General features: G+C 40.0%; 27 protein-coding genes. 16 read left to right on the forward strand and 11 right to left on the reverse strand.

The genetic code is table 11. The features are described from left to right. Positions 1–635 precede the first annotated feature (635 nt). The gene (locus ACFORK_RS08665; RefSeq protein WP_379197718.1) at positions 636–1,553 is read right to left on the reverse strand and encodes a LysR family transcriptional regulator; all 918 of its coding nucleotides are present in this window, start codon (positions 1,551–1,553) and stop codon (positions 636–638) included. Between the two features lie 134 nt (positions 1,554–1,687). Here ACFORK_RS08665 and ACFORK_RS08670 point away from each other — a divergent pair, with 134 nt between their 5' ends. The 9 genes from ACFORK_RS08670 (at position 1,688) to ACFORK_RS08710 (ending at position 10,492) form a co-directional block, all read left to right on the forward strand. Then, a complete protein-coding gene (locus ACFORK_RS08670) occupies positions 1,688–3,514 on the forward strand; it encodes a sensor histidine kinase (RefSeq protein ID WP_379197720.1) in 1,827 nt (608 codons plus the stop codon). Next, positions 3,489–4,580: a response regulator gene (locus ACFORK_RS08675; protein ID WP_379197722.1), complete on the forward strand. Its 1,092-nt coding sequence runs from the start codon at positions 3,489–3,491 to the stop codon at positions 4,578–4,580. The genes ACFORK_RS08670 and ACFORK_RS08675 overlap by 26 nt, the downstream gene beginning before the upstream one ends. A 207-nt stretch (positions 4,581–4,787) precedes the next feature. Further along, the gene (locus ACFORK_RS08680) at positions 4,788–6,119 is read left to right on the forward strand and encodes an ABC transporter substrate-binding protein (protein WP_379197724.1); all 1,332 of its coding nucleotides are present in this window, start codon (positions 4,788–4,790) and stop codon (positions 6,117–6,119) included. 111 nt (positions 6,120–6,230) lie between these two features. After that, the gene (locus ACFORK_RS08685; protein WP_379197726.1) at positions 6,231–7,106 is read left to right on the forward strand and encodes a carbohydrate ABC transporter permease; all 876 of its coding nucleotides are present in this window, start codon (positions 6,231–6,233) and stop codon (positions 7,104–7,106) included. A gap of 19 nt (positions 7,107–7,125) precedes the next feature. Beyond that, the gene (locus tag ACFORK_RS08690) at positions 7,126–7,953 is read left to right on the forward strand and encodes a carbohydrate ABC transporter permease (RefSeq protein WP_379197728.1); all 828 of its coding nucleotides are present in this window, start codon (positions 7,126–7,128) and stop codon (positions 7,951–7,953) included. Positions 7,954–8,083: 130 nt separating this feature from the next. Beyond that, a complete protein-coding gene (locus tag ACFORK_RS08695) occupies positions 8,084–8,485 on the forward strand; it encodes an NUDIX hydrolase (RefSeq protein WP_379197730.1) in 402 nt (133 codons plus the stop codon). Between the two features lie 285 nt (positions 8,486–8,770). Next, complete coding sequence (locus tag ACFORK_RS08700) at positions 8,771–9,196, forward strand: DMT family transporter (protein WP_379197732.1); 426 nt, start codon at positions 8,771–8,773, stop codon at positions 9,194–9,196. A gap of 30 nt (positions 9,197–9,226) precedes the next feature. Beyond that, positions 9,227–9,721, forward strand: coding sequence for a DMT family transporter (locus ACFORK_RS08705; RefSeq protein ID WP_379197734.1), 495 nt, complete (start codon positions 9,227–9,229; stop codon positions 9,719–9,721). Positions 9,722–9,919: 198 nt separating this feature from the next. After that, positions 9,920–10,492: a TetR/AcrR family transcriptional regulator gene (locus ACFORK_RS08710; RefSeq protein WP_379197736.1), complete on the forward strand. Its 573-nt coding sequence runs from the start codon at positions 9,920–9,922 to the stop codon at positions 10,490–10,492. A 254-nt stretch (positions 10,493–10,746) separates the two neighbouring features. Here the strand turns inward: ACFORK_RS08710 and ACFORK_RS08715 are convergent, their stop codons facing one another. The 4 genes from ACFORK_RS08715 to ACFORK_RS08730 all read right to left on the reverse strand — a co-directional run bounded on the left by ACFORK_RS08715 (position 10,747) and on the right by ACFORK_RS08730 (position 12,231). Beyond that, the gene (locus tag ACFORK_RS08715) at positions 10,747–10,905 is read right to left on the reverse strand and encodes a hypothetical protein (protein WP_379197738.1); all 159 of its coding nucleotides are present in this window, start codon (positions 10,903–10,905) and stop codon (positions 10,747–10,749) included. 232 nt (positions 10,906–11,137) lie between these two features. After that, positions 11,138–11,437: a helix-turn-helix domain-containing protein gene (locus ACFORK_RS08720; RefSeq protein WP_379197740.1), complete on the reverse strand. Its 300-nt coding sequence runs from the start codon at positions 11,435–11,437 to the stop codon at positions 11,138–11,140. Positions 11,438–11,621: 184 nt separating this feature from the next. Further along, positions 11,622–11,879, reverse strand: a complete 258-nt coding sequence (locus ACFORK_RS08725) for a JAB domain-containing protein (protein ID WP_379197742.1) — start codon at positions 11,877–11,879, stop codon at positions 11,622–11,624. Beyond that, positions 11,833–12,231 carry a JAB domain-containing protein gene (locus tag ACFORK_RS08730; RefSeq protein WP_379197744.1) on the reverse strand — a complete coding sequence of 133 codons (399 nt, stop codon included), beginning with the start codon at positions 12,229–12,231 and terminating at the stop codon, positions 11,833–11,835. The genes ACFORK_RS08725 and ACFORK_RS08730 overlap by 47 nt, the downstream gene beginning before the upstream one ends. Positions 12,232–12,593: 362 nt before the next feature. Here ACFORK_RS08730 and ACFORK_RS08735 point away from each other — a divergent pair, with 362 nt between their 5' ends. Genes ACFORK_RS08735 through ACFORK_RS08745 form a run of 3 tightly spaced genes read left to right on the forward strand, consistent with a single transcriptional unit; the run spans position 12,594 to position 16,194 of the window. Continuing rightward, positions 12,594–13,700 (forward strand): ABC-three component system protein, encoded by a 1,107-nt coding sequence (locus ACFORK_RS08735; protein ID WP_379197746.1) that lies wholly within the window; start codon positions 12,594–12,596, stop codon positions 13,698–13,700. A gap of 5 nt (positions 13,701–13,705) precedes the next feature. Next, positions 13,706–14,188 carry a three component ABC system middle component gene (locus ACFORK_RS08740; RefSeq protein WP_379197748.1) on the forward strand — a complete coding sequence of 161 codons (483 nt, stop codon included), beginning with the start codon at positions 13,706–13,708 and terminating at the stop codon, positions 14,186–14,188. Positions 14,189–14,190: 2 nt separating this feature from the next. Further along, entirely contained in the window at positions 14,191–16,194 is a 2,004-nt protein-coding gene (locus ACFORK_RS08745; RefSeq protein WP_379197750.1) for a DUF3732 domain-containing protein, read from the forward strand. Here ACFORK_RS08745 and ACFORK_RS08750 read toward each other — a convergent pair. From ACFORK_RS08750 to ACFORK_RS08760, 3 genes are all read right to left on the reverse strand, one after another. Further along, the gene (locus ACFORK_RS08750; RefSeq protein WP_379197752.1) at positions 16,109–16,462 is read right to left on the reverse strand and encodes an IS3 family transposase; all 354 of its coding nucleotides are present in this window, start codon (positions 16,460–16,462) and stop codon (positions 16,109–16,111) included. The genes ACFORK_RS08745 and ACFORK_RS08750 overlap by 86 nt on opposite strands. After that, positions 16,420–16,653, reverse strand: coding sequence for a hypothetical protein (locus ACFORK_RS08755; RefSeq protein WP_379197754.1), 234 nt, complete (start codon positions 16,651–16,653; stop codon positions 16,420–16,422). The genes ACFORK_RS08750 and ACFORK_RS08755 overlap by 43 nt, the downstream gene beginning before the upstream one ends. Positions 16,654–16,774: 121 nt before the next feature. After that, a complete protein-coding gene (locus ACFORK_RS08760; RefSeq protein ID WP_379197756.1) occupies positions 16,775–16,948 on the reverse strand; it encodes an IS3 family transposase in 174 nt (57 codons plus the stop codon). A 242-nt stretch (positions 16,949–17,190) separates the two neighbouring features. Between ACFORK_RS08760 and ACFORK_RS08765 the strand changes: the two genes are divergently transcribed. Then, positions 17,191–18,672 carry an AAA family ATPase gene (locus ACFORK_RS08765; protein ID WP_379197758.1) on the forward strand — a complete coding sequence of 494 codons (1,482 nt, stop codon included), beginning with the start codon at positions 17,191–17,193 and terminating at the stop codon, positions 18,670–18,672. Then, a complete protein-coding gene (locus tag ACFORK_RS08770; protein WP_379197760.1) occupies positions 18,669–19,466 on the forward strand; it encodes a hypothetical protein in 798 nt (265 codons plus the stop codon). The genes ACFORK_RS08765 and ACFORK_RS08770 overlap by 4 nt, the downstream gene beginning before the upstream one ends. A gap of 869 nt (positions 19,467–20,335) precedes the next feature. Here the strand turns inward: ACFORK_RS08770 and ACFORK_RS08775 are convergent. From ACFORK_RS08775 to radC, 3 genes are all read right to left on the reverse strand, one after another. Continuing rightward, complete coding sequence (locus ACFORK_RS08775; protein WP_379197762.1) at positions 20,336–20,521, reverse strand: hypothetical protein; 186 nt, start codon at positions 20,519–20,521, stop codon at positions 20,336–20,338. Between the two features lie 112 nt (positions 20,522–20,633). Next, positions 20,634–20,975 carry a helix-turn-helix domain-containing protein gene (locus tag ACFORK_RS08780; protein ID WP_379198560.1) on the reverse strand — a complete coding sequence of 114 codons (342 nt, stop codon included), beginning with the start codon at positions 20,973–20,975 and terminating at the stop codon, positions 20,634–20,636. 187 nt (positions 20,976–21,162) lie between these two features. Beyond that, positions 21,163–21,771 (reverse strand): RadC family protein, encoded by a 609-nt coding sequence (radC, locus tag ACFORK_RS08785; RefSeq protein ID WP_379197764.1) that lies wholly within the window; start codon positions 21,769–21,771, stop codon positions 21,163–21,165. A gap of 385 nt (positions 21,772–22,156) precedes the next feature. Here radC and ACFORK_RS08790 point away from each other — a divergent pair, with 385 nt between their 5' ends. After that, a complete protein-coding gene (locus tag ACFORK_RS08790) occupies positions 22,157–23,047 on the forward strand; it encodes a hypothetical protein (protein WP_379197766.1) in 891 nt (296 codons plus the stop codon). Between the two features lie 2 nt (positions 23,048–23,049). Next, entirely contained in the window at positions 23,050–26,613 is a 3,564-nt protein-coding gene (locus tag ACFORK_RS08795) for a DEAD/DEAH box helicase (protein ID WP_379197768.1), read from the forward strand. The last annotated feature ends 20 nt before the right edge of the window (positions 26,614–26,633 follow it).

The raw sequence follows: 26,633 nt of genomic DNA on the forward strand, positions 1-26,633 counted from the left end.
CAAACCTAAAGCACAAACCTAAAGCACAAACCTAAAGCACAAACCTAAAGCACAAACCTAAAGCACAAACCTAAAGCACAAACCTAAAGCACAAACCTAAAGCACAAACCCAAACCCAAACCCAAACCCAAACCCAAACCCAAACCCAAACCCAAACCCAAACCCAAACCCAAACCCAAACCCAATCTTTAAACCAAAGACCTGGCGTCACTCCGGTGAAGCCTGGGGCTTTCGGCTGTATTCATCCTATAGCGAATACTTCTCAACAATGAAAATAGGTCTCTATTCCAATTAAGTGCATTTTTGTACCTTATATTCCTCATTTGAAGAGAAAAATGGAATATAAGGGCATTATTGTACCTTATTTTTGCGAAAATACACTGAAGAAGCATAGTTCCGAAGAATTAACATGCAAAAATGCACTTATTTAACTTTTCCGATTAACTGCAGCTGATTTAAGGTACAAAAATGCTTCTATTTACACTTGGGGCGCAATAAAGCAATGTTACTCTTCAATCGACGTTGTTTGTTCATACATCCTATTACATCAAGCTATTGTTACTTATGACCTTAACGTTGGTGCGCCAACAGAAAAATGCCCGGACGCGAAGACCGCGTACCGGGCACATGAAAAGTTACTTGCTTGCAGGCTGTACAGTGGGATTACCAATCCCTTTTTCACGAACAAATTCCTGCAGCATCGAGAGATACGCCTTGACGGGGTGGCTCAGGAACTTACCACGATTATGAATAATCGCTACCTGACGGTTCAGCACGGGATGAACGATGGGGATAGCGCGGATACTACCGTCATTGTAGAGATGGATCAGCGATTTGGATAATACACTGACGCCTGCACCGGATTGGATGAGGCTGAAGATGGAATCGATGGTGTTCGTCTCGATGAATGGCTCCAGCGAGAAGCCGGAGGCGCTACATGAGGCGTCTACTAACTGGCGGCATCTATGCTCTTTAGGGAACATGATGATCGGCAACTTTTGCACCTCAGCAAATTCAATCGAAGGCGAGTCGGCTAAAGGATGTTCGGCGGGTACGGTCAAATAAAATTGTTCCTCATACAGCAGGATCTGCTCTAACCTGTCATCCTCAATCGGAAGGATGGTCACGGCGATATCCATTTCATTGTGAAGGATGGGATCTACGACATTTTCAGCGGCAACGATTCTGATCTTGATCTTCGGAAAACGACGGTTGAACTCCACCAGCAGCAGTGACACAAGATGATTCAGTTCGCCTGGAAGTGAGCCGATCGTAATGGTGCCGCGCTCGCCATCCTGCAATTCTTCCAATTGTTCCTTGGCGCTATGCATTACATTGAAGATGGTGCATGCATGGGTATATAGTATAGATCCGGCCTCAGTGATGGCGATTTTTTTGCCGATTCGATCGAACAGCGGAGTGCCTAATTCATCCTCCAGCGCTTTGATCTGATGGCTAAGTGTAGGCTGGGTAACGCCCAATTTGTCTGCCGCACGCGTAAAATGCAGTTCATCGCAGATGGCTTTAAAATATTCCAGTTGTCGCAGTTCCATGTGTCCGTCTCTCCCTGTTACATTATCGTTGCCTACTATAGCAGAAGCCCTCTTGACAGGCAAATGATTTAATACTTTATAGACAACATCCGTTATAATAAGCAATGCGGAATGTCAGCAAGGGAGAGGGAGAGATGAAGATTAAGCGGATTATCTGGAAATGGTTCAGCGGAATGACGTTCAAGAGTAAGCTTCTGACCGTCTTTATACCTTTAATTGTCGTGTCGCTCAGTATTTTGGGAGTGGTGTCCAGTGAGATTTTTAGCCGTTCTCTCATCAACCGTAGCGTCAATGACGTCATTGATCAATCGGGTCTAATTATCAACAAGCTGGATTCCATTACGAAAAATATGGAGATTTGCTCCAATATGCTGGTCACGGATGTGAATCGGTTATATGATAACTTTCCCACTGAACGAAATGCTGTAGAGGAGAATCAGTTCCGGTCCACCATACAGAGCCGTCTGGCGATTGATCTGTCCTTGTTCGCGGAAACTGATGCAGCCGTTTTCATTGACAATAACGGAAAAATCTATACATCCTATCCAGCACGAAATGATGAAAGCGGAGCCATTCGCAGTGGCGTTCCTGAAGAATTGCTAAAGCAGGGCAGCTACGGTTCAGCTTACTGGCTTCCTATGCAGAAACGGAATTACATGACACCAAGTCCTGATGTGCCTGTTCTGACTTTGGGAAAGGTTGTTATCAACATCAATACGGGGGAACGCTTTGGTACGCTTTTTCTGATTATTAAAGAGCCTACGTTGTCAGCTTTTCTTGTAAGCGGGAACAAGATTAATCAGAAGAACTATTTTCTCGTGGACGAGCGCAAGATCATCGTGGCTAGCCCGGATAAAGAGCAGGTGCTGACCCCAATCACGAATCCAGTGGAGCTTGAACTGCTCCAATCGACCTCCGGCCTAGCCGACACGGCTACTCGTAATACAGACGGTAAGCGATTAATCACCGTTACAGATTATCCAGGGATGCGTTGGAAGCTGCTCAATGTAGCAGATCTGGATGTGCTGACGAAGGATGTTGGCAAAAATACAAAGCTCACGATTCTGATCGGCTTCAGCTGTCTGCTCCTGTCTTTGCTCGGGGCTCATTTTCTCTCCAAGGTGGTTTTGAATCCGTTACAGGATCTGACCAAAAGAATGCGCCGAGTCATGGACGGCAACCTGTATGTGGAAGCACCGGTTCACACCAATGACGAAATCGGTTTGATTTCGCGGGTGTTTAACTCCATGATCAAGCAAATTCAGGAGCTGCTGCAGAATAAGGAGAAGGAACAGAAGCGGAAGCGACAGTATGAGCTGGCACTGATTACTTCGCAGGTGAAGCCGCATTTTTTATATAACACACTAGATACGATTTACATTCTGAACGACATGGACCGTAATCAGGAGGCGCGGGATACGACGAAGGCCTTGGCGGATTTTTATCGGGTGGTGCTGAGTAAGGGCCGCGAGCTTATTATTCTGGAACAGGAAATCAAGATGACCACCGATTATTTGTCCATCATGCAGATGAGGTACCCCGATGTGTTCCAGTATGAGGTTCGTATCCCGCAAGAACTGCGGAATGCTCCGATTCCGAAGCTATCGCTCCAGCCGTTGGTGGAGAACGCTATCTATCATGGCCTGAAGACCAAGGGAGAGCGTGGACTCATTGTGATCTCTGCTGTGAAAGAAAAGGGGAAAATCATCATCCGGGTGGAAGACGACGGAGTGGGCATGAACGAAGAACAGTTGAAGGAGGCCTGTTGCTTCCATGACGAGGACAAGGAGGTCAAATCCATTGGCGTCTATAGTGTTCAGGAGCGAATCAAATTGTATTTTGGATCGAAATACGGTATAACCATCTTCAGTGAAGAGGGAAAAGGAACAAGGGTGGATATTACCGTTCCAGGAAGAACAACAGGAGGGCAAGGAAATGTATCGGATCATGATCGTGGATGATGAACCCTTGTTTCGGGATTATTTACGGATGAAAATGGATTGGGGAGACTACGGCTACGAGGTATGCTGTGAAGCCCGCAATGGCAAAGAAGCACTGGAGGAGGCAGAGCAGCATCGTCCCCACTTGGCTCTAATTGATATCAATATGCCGTTTATGAACGGCTTTGAGCTAGCAGAACAGCTGAAGATTCGCTTCGCGGAGATGACGATTGTCTTCGTAACGGGGCATAATGAGTTTGAGTATGTACAGCAAGCCGTTCGGCTGGGCGTTCATGATTATTTATTGAAACCGTTTAATCGGGAAGAGCTGGCGTCCATGCTGGAACGGATTCAACCGAAGCTGCCGAAGCTTCAGGAATCGCCTGAAGTAGAGCAGACTGCCCCGCTGGGGTCCGATGCGACGATCAAGCAATATCCTGCGACCGCGATCCAGGAGAGTATTCTAATCTCGCTTAGGCTCAGTGATCAGGACACGTTAAGTGAGGTGAAGCGCGCCATTCAATCGCTCCGGTCCCATGATGTGAACAGTGAATACGTGTACACCATGCTTATGGGGTTGGTCTCGATCGGGCTGTCCTTCGCTGGAGAGCGGGGAGTGGCTTTAGAACATTTGCTTGAGAATATGACTGGACCGTCTCCTGACAAGTACCTCCGCGGGTGTTCGACCTGGGATGAGATCGAGGCTTGGCTCCTAAATTTCTTCGAACGGATCATCTGCTTGACGGAAAGCACCAGACAGACCAAGTCTTATAAGCTTTATACCGATGCCAAGGCATATATTGAGCACCATTACACCGAAGAAGAGTTATCCGTTGAGGCTGTCGCTGCCATCTTATTCGTGGACCCCAGCTATTTGCGGCGCGTGTTCCGCAAGGAATCCGGCTATTCGGTGCTGGATCACATCACCCACATCCGCATGAAGAAGGCTAAGGATCTGATCCAGAAGGGCAATATGAAGCTGTCGACGATCGCCTATGAAGTAGGATACAGTGATCCGAATTATTTCAGCAAAAGCTTCAAGAAGAAATTTGGCATGACACCGACGGAGTTTGAACAATTAAGATGAAAGGGAGCCGAGTCTGCTCGGCTCTTTTATTTCTTGCTGAAATGGATACTGTCCCTTAGAGACAGCAAAGCCGTTTCTACGTATTGTCCCGTTTTTTACTTATCCGGCCCGTTTTGCTCATTCTGCGGAAGGCATGGATCATTTTATAATGAAAGCGCAAACAAGAAAGCGCTAACTAAACTAAATTAAGCTACAGGGGGAAAAAAGATGAAGAGCACATGGAATAAAACGTGGGCTGGAGTACTTGCACTGACGCTGGTTGCGTCCCTTACCGCTTGTGGCGGCGGATCTTCTTCAAACAAACCGGCGAACACAGGCGCTTCAGCTTCAGGTGGTAACGAAGCCGGAGCGAACGACAAAGTAAAACTGAAAGTATACGCTCAACATTTTGATGATGACACCTCTAAGCCGTTTGACTATGCGGTTGAAGAATTGAAGAAGGAAATGCCGAATGTGGAGATTGAGCTTGATCCGGCGGTTCAAGACGGATACCAGAAGCTGAAGACTTATGCGGCGACAGGAAATCTGCCTGATATCTACTATACGGATTGGAACACACTGCAAACCTTCTCCAAATCCCAAAATGTACAGGTGCTCGATGATTATGATACCACCAAAGAATACAAGGCAAATCTTAATCCAGGTGTCGAATCCCGTATGGTTGCTCCAGATGGTCACGTCTATGCCTTCCCGGATACAGGTGTAGAGTTCGAGCTTCTGTATTACAACAAGAAGATTTTCCAAGAAGCTGGCATTTCGGTGCCAATCAAAACGATTGACGAACTCGCCGCAGCAGCCCAGAAATTAAAGGCTAAGGGTCTTGTACCACTCTCAATCTTTGCCAAAGAAAAATGGATCACTACAGCGTTCTACAATGCCTTCTTGACACGTGAGGATGGTATCGGAACAGGCGTATTCGAAAAGGGTAACCCTACGGAAACTCCGCAAAGTGCTGTTACTGCTGCTGAGCAAGTGAAAAAGCTGCAACAAGCCGGATTGCTTGATGTCAATGCAACCAATACGAACTATGACCAGGCCTCTTCCATGTTCTATACCGGAAAATCCGCTATGATGATTAACGGCCAATGGGAAATTTACAGTGCGCAAGAGAAGATGGGCGACAATGTTGACTTTATGTACTGGCCAGCCAAAGACGAGCAGACTTACGAGAACATGAAGTTCCAAATGAACGGTTCCGGTGGTCCTCAAGGATATGCTGTATCCTCCAAGAGCAAGAATGTAGACGTGGCTGTCAAAGTAGCTGCTTTCATCGCCAAGAAATCGGCTGAGTATAAATTCACAGTACTGGGCAACCCGATTGTTGCACCAAAAATTGATAAGCCTGTTACAGCTACAGATATTCCGGCAATGATGAAGCGCCTGACTACGGATGTACTGCCTAACGCTAAGGGCTACGCTGTAGCAGTCAGCAAGTTGAGCATCAGCACGGCGATTGATGATAACACGCAAAACCTGCTGGTTGATGGATTTAGTGTAGACGACTTTATTAAAAATATGAACCGCGCTTTGGGAAAATAAAGAGATAGCTACAGAGAAACGTTTAAGAACCCTGGACTTCAAGCTTCGGCTTGGGGCTTCCGGGGTTCTAAACCAGAGAATATTTATTTTGGAAAGGAGCTGTGGAGGGCCATGAGAAATTACTTGGGCAATAAAAAAGCTATTCTATTCTTCCTTCTGCCCGCCATGCTAATCTACACCGTCATTGTCATCTATCCTGTGCTGCAAACCGTATTCCGCAGCTTTTACAATTGGGACGGTCTCAGTGAAGCAACCTTCAACGGGCTGGGGAATTTCCGCGATTTATTCACGGACCCGCTCCTGATGACATCGCTAAAAAACGGCGGGATTTTTGCTTTAGTACTTGTTGTGTTTCAGATCGGCTTAGGTACGATTTTGGCTCTGGTCTGTGCAGACGTTACGGTTAAGGGACGCAAGCTGCTAAAGACAGCTTACTTTATTCCGGTCGTATTGTCCGTGACGGTTGTCTGCCAGCTCTGGATCGCGATCTATGATCCGACCAACGGGCTTATTAATCGCCTGCTGCAAATGCTTGGTATTCCTTATCAGCAGCATTGGTTAACTTCACCGACTACATCGATTATCGCGATTGCGTTCGTTAATGCATGGCAGTTTATGGGCTATCAATTCGCACTCCTGTATGCAGGCGTCAAGTCGATTCCTGAACAATACATGGAGGCCGCGACGATCGATGGCTGCAGCAAATGGAAGGCCCACTGGAAAGTGACTCTACCGCTTATGAAAGAAACGTACAAGTTCTGCTTTACGATCGCCATCACCGGCGGGATTAGCGCCTTTACACAAATGCTGATCATGACCAACGGTGGACCGGGAACGAGCAATTATACGATGACCTTCATGGTATACCGTTACGCTTTCTTGGAAAGCAATTATGGTTATGCTTGCGCCGTAGCGGTGGTTCTGGTAATCATCTCGCTCATTGCAACTGTGGTTATCAACAAAGTATTTGATCGTAACGAGGTCTAGGCAGAAAGGAGAACGTGACATGAAAAAAGCGTTAGGCTTACTTTACCAAGTTCCGCTCTGGATTTATTTTATCGTATCGGTATATCCGCTAGTCTGGATGATTTCGTATTCATTGAAAAATAACGATGAAATCTTCTCAACCAATCCATTTGGGTTACCGACACATTTCCGCTTTGAGAACTATGTGACTGCGTGGTCACAATTCAATATTCCAAAATATTTTATCAACAGTATTGTCGTTTCAACGATCGCTACAGTCTTTATTCTGCTCTTTGCACTGATGTTTGCTTTTGCTGTAGCACGGTTGACCTGGAAGTTCAGAGAGGCTGTTCGGGTCTATATGCTGGTGGGGATGTTCATCCCGCTTCAGGTCATTATGATTCCGCTTGCGATTCTGGTTCGAGACTTCCATCTGTCCAATACGTATGGAGCACTGATCGTGCCTTATATAGCCTTGGGACTACCTTTCTCAACTATGATCTTCTATGGATTTATGCGGGGAATTCCTACTGAGATTGAAGAGGCAGCTTGTATGGATGGCGCGAACATTTACCGGATGTTTTTGCAAGTCATCATGCCAATGGTTATGCCGGCAGTTGCAACGGTTGCAATCTTCCAGTTCCTCACGAACTGGAACGAATTCACCCTGGCGTATATCCTTATCTCTAATGAAGCAATGAAAACTCTGCCGCTCGGTCTCTTGTTCTTCCAAGGACAATACAGTACAGACTGGGGTGGTATGGGGGCTGTTATGACGATGGCTTCACTGCCGATGATTATCGTGTATCTGTTCTTCAGTGAGCAGGTAGAAAGAGCGATGACTGTCGGGTCCGCGGTTAAGGGATAAACTCAATACGCTGAAAATAGCACGGAGTATAAACTTTCTGTCTTTCGAGACAGAGAGTTTTTTTATGGTTTTTTTGAAATGAATCGCCCCCATGCTATAATGTTCAGAAAAACAAACACAGGAGACTGGAATGACTACATTAATTGATAAAATAGCCTGGGTTCATATCGTAGAAGGTCGTGTGCTGGCTGCCCGCTCCATTGGAAAAGATACATATTATTTGCCTGGGGGGAAACGTGAGCCCGGCGAGACCGATGAAGAGACACTTGTTCGTGAGATAGAGGAAGAGTTGTCCGTACAGATCAAGCCGGAGACGATCTCCGCCTTGGGCGTCTTTGAAGCAGAGGCGCATGGTAAAGCGGAAGGCGTGACCGTGCGAATGACCTGCTATTTTGCAGAATTTGAAGGGGAGTTAGCCGCTGCCTCGGAAATTGAGGAACTGGCTTGGTTAACCTATAGTGATCGGGATCGTGTATCTGCCGTCAGTCAATTGATTTTCGACAAACTGCATGAGTTGAAGCAGCTAATCTAAATGAAGTCCTGAAAATTCTAAACGAAGCTCTGAGTAAAAGTCCGTTTACAGCCTATAATAGGCATGAAGCGGGCTTTTTTTGTTCAAATATAAGAATTTATATGTTTCACTTTATAAATCATCCTTATATTTCTCGCTGAAACGGATACCGTCCCTTAGAGGACGGCAAAGCTGTTTCTACTTGCTGAAAGCGGAATTTTCGAATTAAGGACAGATGTCCTTCCCTGAATGGGTCCGAATGTCTTTTAATAAGTAGGAGAGTTAGATGAAGGAGAGAGACAAGAGATGAGAGGAATTATTTTTGCATTTTTGGGTGGGGCCTGCATTACGCTGCAAGGTGTCGCAAACGCGAGAATCAGTCAGGATATTGGCACCTGGCAAGCTGCAACGATCACTCAGTTGACCGGATTTTTGATGGCATTGCTGATCCTGCTGTTCGTACGGGATGGCAAGCGGGATGGTTTTAAGAAAGTGAAGCCTTTATATTTGCTGGGAGGCTCCTTCGGGGCTATTGTTATTTTCACCGAGGTTACAGCGATTCAGATGATGGGTGTGACGTATACGATCTCTGCGCTGCTAATCGCCCAGCTATGCCTGACGTTCTTAATTGATGTTCGCGGATGGTTTGGGGTCAAAAAACTGAAGCTGCGGGTACCGCACTTCATTGGCATCGGGATGATGATCGCTGGTGTCGTAATTATGAAATTCTAAAACTTTAATACACAAATGGGGGATACACATATGCTAGCGGGAATACTACTGGCGCTTATCGCGGGTTCTTTTGTCGCCCTGCAAAATATTTTCAACAGCAAAGTTAATCAACATACGGGGTCATGGTCGACCACTACATTGGTACTTGGTATGGGTTTCATCGCTTCACTAATCATCAGCCTGATTGTTGAAGGGAAAAACACCTTTGCACTGCAAAACATGCAGCCATGGTACTGGATCAGCGGGATGATCGGCGTTGGTGTTGTAATCTGTCTCGTTCAGGGAGTGAAACTGCTGGGGCCTACCTATGCGATCTCCATTGTAATGACTTCACAACTCGCTTTTGCTCTGCTGTGGGATTCTATGGGGTGGCTTGGATTGGAGAAGGTTCCGTTTAACATTAATCAGTTTCTTGGAGTACTGGTCATTGTCGGTGGCATTATTGTGTTCAAATTTGCCGGCAAAGCAGATGGGAAGGAAGCAGCACAACCACCTGTCCTTGGCAGAACGGGTACACAGGAGTAAAACTCACATTATAGAAATACAGAAAAACCAACATCCTCGTTGCTGCGTGGCTCCCGATGGCGCAGACAAGAGGTTTGAGCACCACCTTAGGCCCCGCACCGCGCGCCGGGAGGCACACGCGGTGCGGGGGAACTGTTTAAGTACATCGAGCAAATTGTATCCATTGACTTTAACTGAATGATCATTTAAGGTGAGGTCATGAGACATAAAGACGAGAAAAAGAGTGAAGCCATCTTTGAAGCAACGATTAAACTATTGAATGAAATTGGATTTTCGGATATTTCCATATCCAAAATTGCCAAGGTGGCGAACGTCTCCTCGGCAACCATCTACGTGTATTTCGAAAATAAGGAGGATATGTTAGCCAAGCTTTACGTGAAGGTTAAGGAAAAAATGAGTCAGCAGATGAGCAGGGGATTGGATGAATCCCTGTCCTCCCAAGAATTGTGCGAGCAACTTATGCGCAATTCTCTGGATTTTATCATGAACAACAAGGATTACTTCCTGTTGCTGGAGCAGTATCAGCACTCTCCCTATGTTGAACGGCTATGCCTAGACGATACGACATCGATGTTTGTTGGGCTGTATGAACTATTCGAGAAAGGGAAGCAGAAGGGAGAGCTTAAAGCACTGGAGACTGTGTTGTTGCTGTCCTACTGCTATCTGCCCGTCACCTATTTCGCCAAAGCTGTGTTCAAGGGGCAACTAGAGGGCAGCGAAGAGAATTTACAGCAGATTATTCGTATGAGTTGGGATGCGGTTAGTGCTTAGCAATTGGAGTAACCATCCGTGTGTGGATGAGTGAGCTCAGGACTTAAATCCTGCGGTAGGTGATTACTGTGCCGGTTCGTTCCCGTCCTCGGTACTGGTAGAACAAGGGTTTCAGCTCATTTGAGCTGGAACCCTTATTTGTTTATAAGCGGTTTTGCTAACATTTTGCTAACGACGCTTCTTTTTTATCGATTTGAAGTTTCTGATACGCTCATAATTATGTTAGTACTGACTTCACGATAAAGGCTTCTTGTTTAGACTCTGTGTTCGAAAATTTCGCCTTCGTCTTGATCGTTAACACTAACCATAAACATAGTATTATAAGTGATGCTATGGCCGTCTGAATCATCTCCTACAACCTCATTTGCTTCTCCGAATTTTGTAATAATTTCTTCTTTCGTCATGATCTGCATTTTTGATAGCTCATAAACTGTGGAGTCTCCTCCTGAAGATAATGCACTGGCGGCAATGATTACAACGAAAGCCGCAAGAATCCAGAACTACCAACGTTTTAAAATGGGCTTCTTGATTTTCTTGGTCTTTGTGACTTGTTTCGCTTCAGTTGTGGACATGAGTAATAGCTCCTCTATCTATCTTTTAAGTTCAGTGATTTTTTCTTATCGACAATCATATTAGTATTGTCAATCAAGACTTCAAGTAAGATTGCTTAATCTGTTCAGGGGTAAGAACGGCAGATGATTGACTGCAAAGCGTTGTTGAACCTCCTCCCTTAGAATCAACAAATAATAACAAGTCGATTAGAGCGATTCCCAAAGCCTTGGATATTTTGTCCAAAGTCTTTATAGTAGGATTCTTTTTTCCTCGCTTTATCTGACCAATGTAGGATGTGTTAACTCCTGCATTGAGTGCAAGCTGCTCCTGGCTGAGACCATTTTTCAACCGTGAAATTCTGATGTTTTCCCCAATAGATTCGATGCTGTTCATTTCCCTTCACCCCTAATCAAACGATAGAATTTTTTGGTAGGAGGCTCAACAGGATATAGTGTGGATTTCAGTGCCTATAGTAGAGAATTGATACGGAGTGTAGTTAAACCGTGGATAAAAGTATTTAAGAGGACGTTTTTTTCATTTGATTATGTGAGGAATATACAAATCGAATTTAGAGAATTTAGAAATGACCATGCTCTTTCAAACTGTAGAAGCGATTGCCACCAATAATTACGTGATCAAGGACTTCTATTCCTATGATTTCACCAGCGGCTATGAGTCGTTTTGTCAGATTCACATCCTCTATTGACGGCTCCGGGTCACCGCTCGGGTGGTTGTGAGCGCAAATGAGCGAGGCGCTACAGCGTCTAATCGCTGCATGGAATACTTCTCTAGGATGAACGATAGCGGTGTTCAGAGATCCTATAGAGATTAACATCTTTGAAGATGAGACGGTTCTTGGTATTGAGGAAAAGGCAGATGAAGTGTTTTTTTTGTTCAAACCGTAGTTCGGATTCGAGGAGATTATAAACGTCTTTTAGACTACGAATCACATGTTGATTCTCATTAGGCAAGGCCAAAACCTTTGCAAGTTTTAACATAGAGATGATTTGACGGGCTTTTCCTTTGCCGATTCCTTTTATTAAAACCAATTGTTGTTCCGACACATCCATTAATTCTGTAGCTGTAGGAAAACGATGGAAAAGCCCTTGAATTGTGTAGCTATCAGTGCTATCCCTTAAAGATTCAGATACTAATTGTCTCAAATCATTCTCCTTAACCTGTCCCATAATGTTTATCCTCCCAAGTTATTTCTGATTATCGTATGTATAATATAGATTTATAATTTTCAAATTTACGACATATTTACATGATTCCCTTAAATAGAACGCTTGTTTGGAAGGAGATGGTAGATTATTGACGAATTATGTATTTTGGTCTAGTTCTAAAGTATGTAATTAGGTAGTTTCAATATTTAAATTATCTAGTTTTAGCATAGAATGTTTCATCGAATAGCAATATAAATGAACGGGAGAGATTAACCATTTCTATCAATACAAATAAACATGTTGTACCGGGAAGTATTTCTGGTTATTTATTTCAGCCTGAAAGAGCAGTTTTTTGGCTGGCTAAAAGTAGAATAGGAGCAAAGGTGGGAATTGAAACAGAAGATGATGTAGTAAGAATAGCTAAGGAAGATGAGGGACATGTCTACGAACAGGATAAACATTCAATCTCGGATAATATTCCCTTTGGTGATCATAGCAAAGATTTATGGAATACTCTGTGTATATGGCTTAAAGCTGCTTCAGAACCTGGATTTGATTTAGAAAATACTGAATTTCATCTGGTAACTAACAAAATAGTTAAGAATGGACTAGTAGTACTAATTGCACAGGCAGAATCGGATCAAGAGTGCGAAATTTGCTCAGACCAGATACTAGCTATTGCGACTAATGTCCCTGAAGGTATTAAAAAGTATGCCAATAAGGTATGTGAATATGATATTAGTTTACTTCGGAAAATAGTAAGTAAAATCATTTTATGTGACGGTAATAAGGGAAGTTATGGAGATAAACTGAAAGAAGAAATAAAATCATTATTACATGTATCAGCAATATTGCCTTTCGAGGAAATTTACAATTCTTTATTAGGTTGGGTTCATAATACAGCTATGCATTGCTGGCGAAATAATAAACCCGCTTGGCTGTCTAGAGATGCCTTTACAGAATATTATCAAAAAATACTAAGTAGATATAATCTTAAACGCTTTATTGAAACGGATCAGTCTCTCATCTCTCTATCTTTGGTTGATAAGGAAGCTCAATATAACGAGTTATTTGTTAGACAGCTTTACTTGCTAGCACTTGAAAAAAATGATGACCTCCTTATTAGTTCTATTGAAGATTATTTACGGTGCAATCACGAAAGAACTCGATTTAGCATCGAAGGAGATATAACAAAAGAAGAAATGGATAGGTTTGATCAAAACTTAATAGAGAGATGGAGGCTTATTTTTGCTCAGAATGTTAGAAAATACAAAAGAGCACTAAGTACCTCCCCAGATACTAACGCCCTAGGTGAAGATGCTGGATTTGAGATACTTGCCCAGACTCTTGATCATAGAGAATCCTTAGCAAACCAGCCTACGGAGCAATATTATTTGACACGCGGTAGCTATCACAGACTTGCAAATAATAAACAATTAATTTTGGGTTGGCACCCTGAGTTTACACTATTGCTTAAACAAGGAGAATAAGAGTATTGGAATATTTAGATGAGTATGAAATCGTTCAAAATGTAGCTCTAGCTTCTTTAGTTCTGTGGTCATTTACCGTGAAGTATTACTCCACAACTGAAGAAAATAAAGGTATAGATTTACAAACCCTCATGTTAGTTCTTCCACTAGTATTTAATGAGAGTATTGTTGAATCTATTCACAGGAGAAATTTCAAAAAAGGATTCTTTATAGCACTAAATGACAATAAGAGTTTTTTTGTAGGGTTGCAAGAGAGGACTCAAAACATGTCAAAAATGACTTTTAGTGCTATTAATATGTGCCTCTCTAGCAAACTCCTCATGTATGAACAGGAAACCTTCAATTTTATACCAGTACGGACTTCTGTTCCAAAATACAGTGAAAACGAAAGTATTAAGCGAATGATTGCAGCATCTGATCGTCTTGGTTATTGGTTTGCAACGATTGACTTCTCTGAACTATGTTATCTGTTAAAAGTGAGGTTTTAATTATGGATTTTAAGATAAAACATATCATATTGTGGCCAAAGGACAAAAGTAAAGAGGAAAGAATTTTAAGTTTCGATCTGACAAAAATCAACGTTATTACTGGTGATAGTCAAAAAGGAAAATCCTCTATAATCCCCATAATTGATTATTGCTTAGGGAGTTCTAAGTGCACAATTCCTGTGGGTATTATAAGAGAAAAAACCGAGTGGTTTGGTATTGTAGTGGCAATCAAAGGAGAACTGCTATTACTGGCTCGTAAAGAGCCTGGAATACATAGCCAAAGTGGCGATGTATTCATTTTTGAAAATGTGGATATGAAAAAAATGCCCAGACCCGAAGCTAAACGCAATGTTGAATTTCTGAAAAATAAACTTAATGAAATTGCTACCCTTCCTTTCCTAACATTATCCGATGAGAATGATAGTGAATCTTCTAACAAAAGAGCAAGTTTCAGAGATTTTTCAGCTTTTCAGTTCCAACCTCAACATATAGTAGCAAACCCATATACTCTTTTTTATAAGGCTGATACATATCAAAACAGAGAGAGATTGAAAAATATCTTCCCACTTGTCCTTGGTGCAATTGATAAAGAAATTTTATATTTAAGACAACAACTGAAAGAATTGGAAAAGGAGCATAAACAGAAGCAGAACGAGCTTGCTGAACTAAAAAAGATCAATTCTCATTGGTTGTATAATTTGAAAAGTTACTATGCTCAAGCAAAAGAATACGGATTACTCTTAAATCCCTCTAGTTCGGAATTAGGCTGGTCTACGCAAGTGTATATAAGTCAATTATCAGAAATACCAAAAAGAATTCAATCAAAGACGTTAACATTTAAGGACATAGATACACAGGCTGCTGTAACAGAGCTAAGTAATTTATTTAAAGAAGAACTTAATCTTTCTCATGAAATTGGCTCTCTGAGACAGAGATTATATAAAATGACAAGACTTTTTGAATCAGAAAAGCTCTATCAGGAATCTCTTGATGCGCAAAAGGAAAGGTTACAGCCGTCAAATTGGTTAGTTCAGTTACTAGAGCCTAAAACAATATGTCCATTTTGCGGTTCTGAAAACAGTAAAGCACATGATGAAATACATCGGCTTTACAATTATCAATCTAAAATCAGTTCAACATCAAATAATATTGAAAAATCCTCCGCTATGTTAGATAGGGAAATTATAAAACTTAGAATTCGACTGAAGGAATTAGAAAGTTCACTGAACTACGTTAGAAAACAAAGAACTGAATTAGAAATAGAATCAGAGGAATTAAGAAGATCCAGACAAACTGAACAAGAGATTTTTCGATTTATTGGACGTTTAGAAAAATCATTATCTGATTATAAATTAACTCATGAAAATAATGACTTAGAAACCGAAGTAAAGGCACTCGAAGAGCAAATATTTATTTTAAGGCGGAAAATAGATCCTAAGAGTATTGAGGCAAAACTTAAACTAGCTTTAAATACAATCTCAGAAAAAATAAATAGGTATGCGGACTTTTTAGGTGTTGAAGATGCAGATCAGCCAATTGAACTTGATATAACTAATTTAACCTTGAAAAAAAAATCCGGGCAAAGGGAAGATTATCTTTGGGAAATTGGTAGTGGTGCTAACTGGATGGGGTATCATGTAGCCACTCTACTCGCCTTACATGAGTTTTTTATTGATTTGAAATGGAACCCTGTGCCTCAATTCCTTATCATTGACCAACCTAGTCAAGTATATTTTCCTGAGAAGATTGTACAGAGTAGATCAGAAGATCAAGCTGAGGAAGGAGAACAAAGTACTTCTCTTCCTGTTTTTCGACAAGAAGATATATTACGAGTCCAAAAAATTTTCACTGCTCTTTCAACCTGTTTAGGTTTAACAAAACACTCAGTTCAGTTGATAATTATTGAACATGCTGATGAAATTACTTGGAGTGGCACAGAACAAGACATATTTGTAGTGGAAAGATGGAGAGGAGAAAGTGAAGCTTTAATTCCTGGTGACTGGTAAACTGGATTGTCAACAGTAACTCAGACAGCTTTTTTAAGGGCTGTAAGGCGATCATGTAGCCAAGTGTTTCGTGAATCCGATGCTTGTTAAACCAGTCGACGTAATCGAATAACTCCAATTCCCAGTGACGAAGGCTCTGGAAGCTCATCTGATGGATGAATTCCGTTTTCATGACTTTGTAGGTGGCTTCAGCCACGGCGGTGTCATAGGGGCAGCCTTTCATACTCAGAGATCGGCCGATTTTAAAGCTCTCCAGAAGCTCGTCCATCTTTTGATTTTAAAACTCACTGCACCGGTCCGTATGAACCACTGAATCTGCTGTAGATCACCCTGAACGGTTGCGAAGGCACGAGAAACCAGCGCAGCATCCTTTTGGGGACTTGCACTATAGCCTATAATCTCTCGACTGAACAGGTCGATGAGCACACAAATGTAATGCCATCTGTTTTGAACCTTCACTTACGTCAGATCGCTGACGACAAAGCGTTTGGCTTGCTTCTGTTCAAATGCACGATCAAAAACATTTGTGATCGTTGCTTCATTACAAGCCGATTTACGGGCCTTGTACGAAACTACCCGTTTAGGTAGAGACCAATCCTTGCTCTTTCAAGATTCGCCAAATCCGACGTCTGGACACGATGAGTCCTTGTTCCTGGAGCTTGACTTTAATTTTACGTGTGCCGTAGATTTTGCGATTCTTGCGAAAAATTTCCACAATCGCTGCTCTGGTTTTTCCATTTTCATAGAGCTTCACCATTTTTTTAAAACTCAGTTGTAAACGTACGTCGTTGTTGTTTTGGCATTGTAGAAATCCGCTCCTTAGCATTATAGGTTTATTCTACAAGCCCTTATTTTTTTCTGTCCAATTTAGTGTAGCCAATCCAAACAAAAGCTTTTTCAACGACAGAGAGGGTTTCTGAAATGAAACTCTGATGGAGAAAAGGATAAGAATTTTTTAATACTTTTTGTGGATAGAGATGAGGATGAGAGTGAAATATGAAAATTTCAATTGAAAATTTTAAAGGGATCAAAAGTTTGGAAAGTTTTGAACTGAGTCCTATTACTATTATTTCAGGGGTTAATAGTGGAGGGAAAAGCTCCCTTATTCAATTAATGCTTATGATTAAACAAACACTTGAGAACAATTATTCTGAGCAACTTCTTTCACTTAATAAACCCTATGTTTCTCTTGGAAGATACAAAGACATAATTTATGAAGGCAAGATTAAAAATAACCCATTAATGTGGGAGTTAATCTTCAGTAAAAAAGATATTCCTCCCTTTCTTTCAAGGACGCCTTTCTTTAGAAAGCTTGATCAAAACAGTGTTGAATCACTTACAGTTCGTGTGAGGTTCGCTTCATCAGCTATAAACAATCCTGTTTTTGTAAAAGAATTTTATGTTGGTTGGAAACTATCTAAAAAACCGTTAATATATCTAAAACTTGATAAAGACTACGGTAATATATATAGAGTTGCTAGCAACAGCCGACTTTTCTTTAAAGATAGCTATAATGAATTTATAAGGGAAAGGAGAATCACCAAACTTACTTCCGATTTGGGTGAATGGAAAGCTAGAATAGAGTTTGATAAATTTTTTCCTTTTGAAAGCATCTCTACTACTCTTGATAAGGATGCAGCATATGCGGAAGAGTATTTTTCGCCACTAGCTTTACAACTCATTAACAGGATCCTTGCAACATATTTTGAAAGGATATCTTATTTAGGACCTTTAAGAGATGAACCTCATCCATTTTATGTTAATGATGATGATACAAGTAAAAAAATTGGAAATAAAGGTGAATTTGCTGCTCATATTCTTGAGCGAAACTCCAAGAACAAAGTAATTAACTATAGAATGAGAATGAAAAAAGATGGAGTAATTGAATATTATGATGTCGAAGAAACACTTCAAGATGCTGTGAACTACTGGATATGTGATGTTTTTAAAATGGCAAATTATATAAAGGCTAATCCAATTCAGAGTGGATTGATGTACCAAATTGAGATTCAAGATGTTAGTGGAATTAAAGTTCCTATAAATCACGTGGGTTTCGGGATAAGTCAAATATTGCCAATTGTTATTGAAGGTCTGTTGTCCTCTAAAAAATATACCTTAATTTTTGAACAACCGGAGATACATTTACACCCCAATGTTCAAAGTATGTTATTTGATTTCCTCTATAGTTTAACTCTCAGAGGAAAGAATGTTATCGTAGAAACACATAGTGATCATCTGATAACAAGGCTTCGAAGAAGAATAGCAGAAGATACTAAAGACGAGTATCTTACAAAAATCAAGCTAACTTTTGTTATTAAGGAAGGGTATACTGTTCTGGAACTCACAGATAAAGGTAGCCTTACTTATTGGCCTGAAGATTTTTTCAATCAACTTGATCAAGATATTAGAGCAATTGTGAGGGCTCAAGCTAAAAAGAAAACGTTGAATAAAAGTGAGACAAGTGAGGAAATTCGATGAATTATATAGTAGCCTTAGATCCTCAATGCATAATATGGGAAGAAAATGATTATACATCAGATCCTGTTAAATACTCTCAATTATCAGTTGAATTGCTTGATTTTATGGATATGATTGAATCAATAGATAATAAATTAGTATTAAGTACAGTTATTCAAAACCAGCTTGAATATTATTTCCCACATCTTGATCAAAACTCTGATATTTCACGAGCTATATTTCGTTTTCTTTCAAGAGTATCTGATAATATTATTGATTGCCACAATGAAGCGCTACCTGGTATTATATCTTCTCCCGAAGTTATTAATTATACACTTGATACTGAAGTTCAATCTGAGATGAAAAAGTTATTATCTTATATGCATGAATATAAAAATGAAGAGAAAGAGAGGGAAATTGAAGATATAGTTTTTTTTACTATATATAATCATAATTCTCAGTCGCTTAAAATTTTCTATCGAGAAAAACAAAACCTAGTTTCAATATTAAATAATAGTGGTGAACTCGAAGATTTATTAAAAAGATCCTCAAGAAAGTTTGAAATGAATCCTAAACATGATCCTACTGTCGGGTGGGGTTCTCCGTTAAGTGTTGGAGTAACTCAAGCTCAGAAAATGTTGAATGATGCCATAGCAAGCAAAAAGAAAGAAACATCACAAGCTTTATATTACTATGATTTTGAAAAAAAAGTGACAATTGTATTTAGGCCTCATACCAATAATACATATCATGGTTATGAAAACAACGATACTGAATCTTTGCCTTCGGATATACGGAAGGAATTTAAACTATAAATTAACTTTTAGTCATTTTTAAGTTTTACTACTTAGACTTTTGAGTGGTTAGTTAAATATGATTTTAAAAAACGCCTACACCTGGCTTCTTTCTCTAATCTCATTGCCGATCAGATTTCGTCTTGACAATGTAGGGCATAGGGGACCTAACTATCCTATAGATATTTTCAACTAAAAAAGACTAAGGACACAAGGCTCCTAATCTGCTAACATAACTGCATACCCAAATCTCTGAACGCAGAAAGTATGGAACATAAAAAAGAACCTTAAATCCTTGTGGTTAAAGGCTTTATGTCCGATCTTTCCGTAGTGTAGAAAATGGACTAAGGGAGCTGTTTCAGGACTTAAAACCTTCGGTAGGTGACTACCGTACCGGTTCGATCCTGGTCCTCGGCACTAATAAAACAAGGGTCTCAGCTCATTTGAGCTGGAGTCCTTGCTTGTTTTTAAGCGATTTTGCTAACACTGCTTATTTTTCGTGCCCCGTAGAAAAAACGTTTGATACTCAATCACCTACATTAATTTGAACCCCATGCTGGTCAATTGGTTTATTACTATTAGAAATATTGGGCTTACTATTGTTATTATAGTTGTTTGAATTAGACAAAGGGATAAAGTAGTTGTTGTAGTCATTTGGGTAAGCGTCAAATTCGCCACGATATTGATTCTTGCTATCCCATATAAATGTGATTCCGAGGTTGCCACTTTCAATAAAATTCAATGGAACAAGTGTGCGCCCCTCAGATTAAGTAAAAGGAGCAGGGTCCAAAGTCTTCAAAGATTCCTTCACATAAGCTTTGGTATTATTTAAGTAAAGAGCGACATTGTTATTACCTAGTGTGAGCGAGGCTTGATGATCCGCGAAATTCTTAAATAACACTTGCGATAGGAATCATAACTCGGTTATTTCTAATTTCAGGAGTTGCATACAATTGTGAATCAAGAAGTGTAGAGGTAGTGACGTCAACTAAAAACATTCCGGTGTCATTGACTTTTAAAATAACCTTTTTGGGAGTTATGACCGATTCTGCTGAAGCGGCATTTCCATAAGCCATAATTATAGAGGCGGCGGTTATCGCCACGACCCATTTTCGCGTTCATGTAGCACCCTTTTTTCTGGGATTTTTGAAATTTGATAAGCTATGTAGCTGCTGGGGACGTTTGAAATCATTCTTCAAAGTGTCGATATGATTTCAGAGCGTTCAATGTCACCAAATCTGTGTGCTCAATTAGAACTTCCAACAGGCATTGCTTGATTCTAGCGGGGGTAAGAATTTGCATGAATTGGATACTCACTCCTTTCTTCGGATTTGAGTGCAAAAGTAAATCAAGTAAGGTTACTTTGAGAGCTAGCGCTATTTTCTCCAAAGTTTTTATCGTTGGATTCTTCTCTTCGCATTCGATTTGGCCGATATGGGAGGTGTTTACTCCTGCATTCAAAGCCTGCTGTTCCTGGCCCTGTCCTTTACCAGTCCGCAGAATTCGGATGCTTACTCCGATAAATTCGATGTTTTACAATTCCCATCACCCCTAACAAAACAATAGAATTTTTTTGGAAGGATGCTCAACAGGATATAGTGAGGATTTAAGTGGTTATAACCATGAATTAATACAGGGTGTGGCAATTCAGATGCCAGAGGTATTTATTGAGAGGTTTTTAGTAAGAGGAACATACATTAACAAGGTGGTTTTAGGATTATATCAAGCAGTGCTCCTTCAAACTGTAGAAGCGGTTGCCATCAATAATTACATGATCAAGGACCATTATTTCTATAATTTCTCCAGCGGCTATGAGTCGTTTTGTTAAATTAACGTCCTCAATTGACGGCTCCGGCTCTTCGCTCGGGTGATTGTGAGCGCAAATGAGCGAGGCACTACAGCGTCTTATCGCTGCATGGAATACTTCTCTAGGATGAACGATAGCGGCGTTCAGAGAGCCTACTAAGATGACTTCCTTAAAATTTAGGCGGTTCTTAGTGTTGAGGAAGAGACAGATGAAGTGTTCTTTCTGTTCAAAGCGGAGTTCGGGTTCAAGGAGATTACATACGTCTTCGGGAATTCGAATAGAACTGTTAGTCTGCTCAGGGTAGGTGAGTGCTTTTGCAAGTTTAAGCATATCTATAATTTGTCGGGCCTTTCCCTTGCCGATTCCTTTTATAGATATTAACTGTTGCTCTGATACATCCATTAGTTCTGTAGCTGTAGGAAAGCGCTCGAAAAGCTCTTGAATTGTGTAGCTGTCATTGCTCTCCCTTAATGATTCAGATACTAATTGTCTCAAAACATTCTCCTTAACCTGTCGCAAAATGTTTATCCTCCCAAATAATATTTCATTATCGTATGTATAATAAATAGATTTTTAATTTTCAAATATACGACATATTTACAAAATCCCCTTAAATAGAACGCTTGTTTGGAAGGTTGTGGATGTTATGATGTCGAAACTTACTATTAAAATAGTTCATAAGTCTTATTCACTTTTTTTGTGGTAGTAGCGAACTTACCTTTAGAGTTATCAACTCGGAATATACTTATAAAAAAGCCATAGATGATATTACTGTAGTTGATGTTTTTAGTTTCATTACTTAAAAGCTGGCACTATTAAAGAAGCCGGTCTTGATTCAACTACGCTTTTTAAGACGAGATGCAAAGCTAATTAGTAGTACCCTTATAAACAAGGAGCCAAAAAAATGATCAAGTCACTTAGTTTGCAGACTATAAATGATTGGTTAAATAATACTTTAAACGAATCAGATGATAAATCTTACAGGCACCTTTTGCTAAAAGAGAATTGGGCTGCTAGAACACAAGTGATTGGCACATTAACGCAGATGGTGCATGAAGCTCATGAAGATGCAAGGCTTCGCTTAAGGAAAGCTTTTGAAATTTCTTTAGATCCGATAGAGAATGATCAGAATGATATATATGATCCAACATTTGGATATCCGGAAGTGTTTGATATTACCACGCTAAAAGGATATTTTGGTGAAATTTTTGCTGGCATAATTGCAGAAAATTTCTCTCCATTTAACGAACAATCTTGGAGGGTGCCGGCATTTTCTTTTAGGTATCATGAAATAGCATTTGACCAGTTAGAGATGTTAATGATGACAGGAGAAATGATTAGTGCTATTCCCGGTAGAACCGGTGATGATTGCCTAGCATTTGTAATGGAAAATGAAAAAATAATAAAAGTTCTTTTTTGTGAGGCGAAATGTACAGCTAGTCATTCATCAACTTTAATCAGTGATGCCCATGAAAAGATAAGTAGTAAAAACTCCATCCCTGTAGAAATAAGAAGATTAATTGAAATATTGCGTGATTACGATGATGACGACGCATTAAAATGGATAGATGCTTTACGCAAATTACGGGTGAATATGGAAAAAGACTGTGAGAGATACGATCTTGTTAGTTACATATGTGGTTCATCCCCAAAAAAACCTAAAAACAAAACAACCTGGATGGCTTTGGATGTACCACATGTTAAATATACCGGAAAAAGAAATTTGGAAGCTGTTGAAATACATTTATCTGATGTTGAAGAATTGATAAAAATGGTTTACGGAAAGGAAAATTAACAATGGAAGATAACGGCCAAGCAGAAGCAAATCACTACAGTGATCTAGTGGAGCAAATATCAATTCTTCCTTCAGCTATTGCTAAGCTATATAGCCAATTTACGAGACTTAAGATGAATCAGCCTAGTCTTAAGGGGTGGTATGGCACGCAGGAGTTCAAAGATCGTTTAGATGATGCAGTTCATTTAATTGATGCTGGATTATACGAGCGGGAACTTAGTGGGAAGAAATGGAGAGATTTATTAATGCGCGCAGGTGAAATATTGGAATGGTTGTCTTATCCTGCAATTAATCAATCTAACTTACCCCTTCGTTTGTTGTCGGCTTCTGCTTATCAATTGGCCGGATACCCAGCACTTTCGCTGGGACTATTGAACAAAGATTTGGGCGAAAATAATGAATCACGAATTCTTGGTTCGTTTTTAAAAGCTAATTTTCCAGAACTAATTTCATACATACTAGATTATTGGGAAAAAAGATTCCAAACCAAAGAGACTCAAACAATCACTTATAATACAAAGATAATTGATGAAACGATTAGGGCGTTGGGAGTTATAGCCTCGTATATGAGATGGGGGGAAGATACTCGTTTAGAAAAAGCAAATAATAAGTTCATTGCTCTTTCAAAGGTAATGGTTGACGGAACAGATTCATATTCATGGTTAGTTGCTAAGTTAAGTGCTGAAGTCATTATGGAATTTAACGATAATTCTCTACGGAATCATACTGAAAGTCTATCTTTAGGTTCGACCCCGATAGGGGTAGAAGCTTTTCAAAGATATCTTCGAAACAACTTTATCAGTGGGAAATCCATAGCATGGAGTTCTCAAATTAAAGGTATTGATCGTTTAAAGACGGATAAATCATTTGCGCTTTGTACCCCAACAGGATCGGGGAAAACGACTATTGCAGAACTTGCGATAATTCAGAGTTTATTCAAATCTGATAATAAATCACTCACTGAACTCACTGGGGTATATCCCATAGCTATGTACTTAGTTCCTTCAAGGGCTCTAGCTACTGAGGTCGAGTCAAAATTATCTCGTGTGCTAAATAATTTAGGTAGTCGTCCTATTCAAGTAACAGGTTTGTATGGTGGTACAGATTGGGGGCCGACTGATGCGTGGGTTACTTCAGATAGTCCTACTGTTTTAATATGTACTTATGAAAAAGGTGAAGCCCTTTTAAGATTTCTAGGACCTTTATTTATAAATAGACTAGAACTTGTAGTAATTGATGAAGCTCACGCGGTTCAATTTAATGGGGATTATAAAACCTTAGTCACTGCTGATAATAGAGGTTTGAGGTTAGAGACATTAGCGAATCGGTTGATCAATAATTCAGAAAAAAGAAAAGTAATCGCTTTGTCTGCAGTTGCAGAACAGGGGAATCAGGCGCTGTCTGATTGGATATCTAGTTCTTTGAATTCAGCACCTGAGATTACTCCATATAAAAGTACTCGACAATTGATTGGTCGTTTAGAATGGTATAAAACTGGAAAATATGAAATTCGATACGATTTATTAAATGGTAATGATTTAAGTTTTGCAGAAGAAGAAGATATAGATAACGTTCCATTTATCCAGAACCCATTTGATAGTTTCCCTTTAGGTTATGATGAACTACCGAAGAAGTATACCTCAAAGGGTGTAGATAAACGTCAGCGTCCATTGTTATTTTGGGCAGCTTTACAATTAATTAAGCCCGATGATTTAGGAAACCAGCATTCGGTGTTGATTTCAATTACACAAAACATTAGTGGTTATGCTGAAGATTTTGTCTATTTTTTCGAGGTGATTTTAAAAAATAGAATTGAAGAAATGGTATTCAATACTCCTAGTGATCCGCCTAGAAAGAGTTTATGGGAAAAATGTTTATTATCTTGCGAGGATTACTTTGGAAAGAACTCAGACGAATATAAATTACTAGAAAAAGGAATTGTTGTACACCATGGAAATATGCCAGGCCGGATGGCTAGATTGTTAATTGAAGTAATTGAAAAACGTATAGTTTTTCTTTCATTAGCTACATCTACACTCTCAGAAGGGGTGAATCTACCTTTTGAAACAGTACTTATACCAACGATAATGAGAAATGGTAAGCCCCTAAATACTTCTGAATTTAAAAACTTGATAGGACGGGCTGGACGCCCTGGTTGGGGGACGGAGGGACGAAGTCTTATTATGTTGGAAAGTGCTTCCTCTGATTGGAGTGTTCAAAATGTACGTAGTGCATATTTTAGTGTGATTCAGGAATTATCAGAATCACATATAGACGATATGGGAACTAAAAAAAGCAAAAGTCCTCTGGCAGAGTTACTTAAATATTTAGCTACTCAATGGGAGATTCTTTCTGGCGCAAATTCTATTGAACAGTTTTGGAACTGGTTAGAAACTACAATCCCATCAGACATAATTGAAAACATGAATGCAATTGATGCTGAAAATTCTTTAGATACATTAGATGGTTTACTACTTTCAATAATAGTTGAATACGAGCAACGGAAATCAGAAGTGTTGACCCGCGCTGAACTTGAAAATCATCTAAAAGAATTATGGATCAAAATGTATACTTATTATACAAACTCCAAAAACGAGAATATATGGATGGAAAAGATTTTCTATCGCCGAGGTGGAGCTATAATTGATCATGTTTATCAAGATCCTTCATATCGAAGAAAACTTTATCGTACCAGTTTATCACCTAGGTATGGTAAACAGTTAATACATCAGCACAATGATATAATTGCTCAATTAAAAATGGGTGATAAATATGCGGTATGGTCGGTTGATGAAAAACTAAGTTTTATTTTTAATTCAGTTGAAGTAATAACAAATCTTGAAAAATTCAAGATACCGAATGGGATAGGTTCCAGAACGTCATTTAAAGAATGGAAACAAATATTGCATTGGTGGCTCCATCCAAGTAGTGCTACAAGTCATCCGAAAAACAATGAGATTTCAAAATGGATTAAGTTTATCAAACAGAAGTTTGAGTACTTATTTAATTGGGGACTCGGAAGTGTGATTTCTTTATCAATGGACTCTGCAAATGAGGGGACGTTGAGAGCGACAACAATTCAGGAATGGCCAAACTTAGAATTACCTTGGATCGTATTTTGGTTAAAGGAACTTATAGTTTGGGGTACACTTGATCCAGTCGCAGCTTATTTTCTTGCTCATGGTATTGACAACACACGCATTGAAGCTGAAAAAAGAGCTGAATCATATTATTATGATAAAAGTTCTGAGCTAGATGAAGAATTATTAAATGCTTCTAGTATTAGATCATGGGCAGAGAGTCAATATTCTAGCTTAAATAAAAGTAATCTTCTTATAGCTAAAGAAATGAAAGTAGAAGTTAATGATAGAGTCTTAAAAAGTTCTTGCAAACAGTGGAGAGTATTACCTATAAATACTGGTGATAAAATAACATGGATTGACGCTGCTGGGTATGAACTAGCAACAGGCTCAATTCCAAGTAATTGGAATTATCAGGTGGCTCACAATGTTGATTTTATCTTAAATAGTGATAAGTCAATAATATTAAGCTCAGATTATCTATAAGTGTTGTAATAGAGCCATCC

Source organism: Paenibacillus sp. GCM10012306, from assembly GCF_042649265.1.
Lineage (GTDB): Bacteria > Bacillota > Bacilli > Paenibacillales > Paenibacillaceae > Paenibacillus_AQ.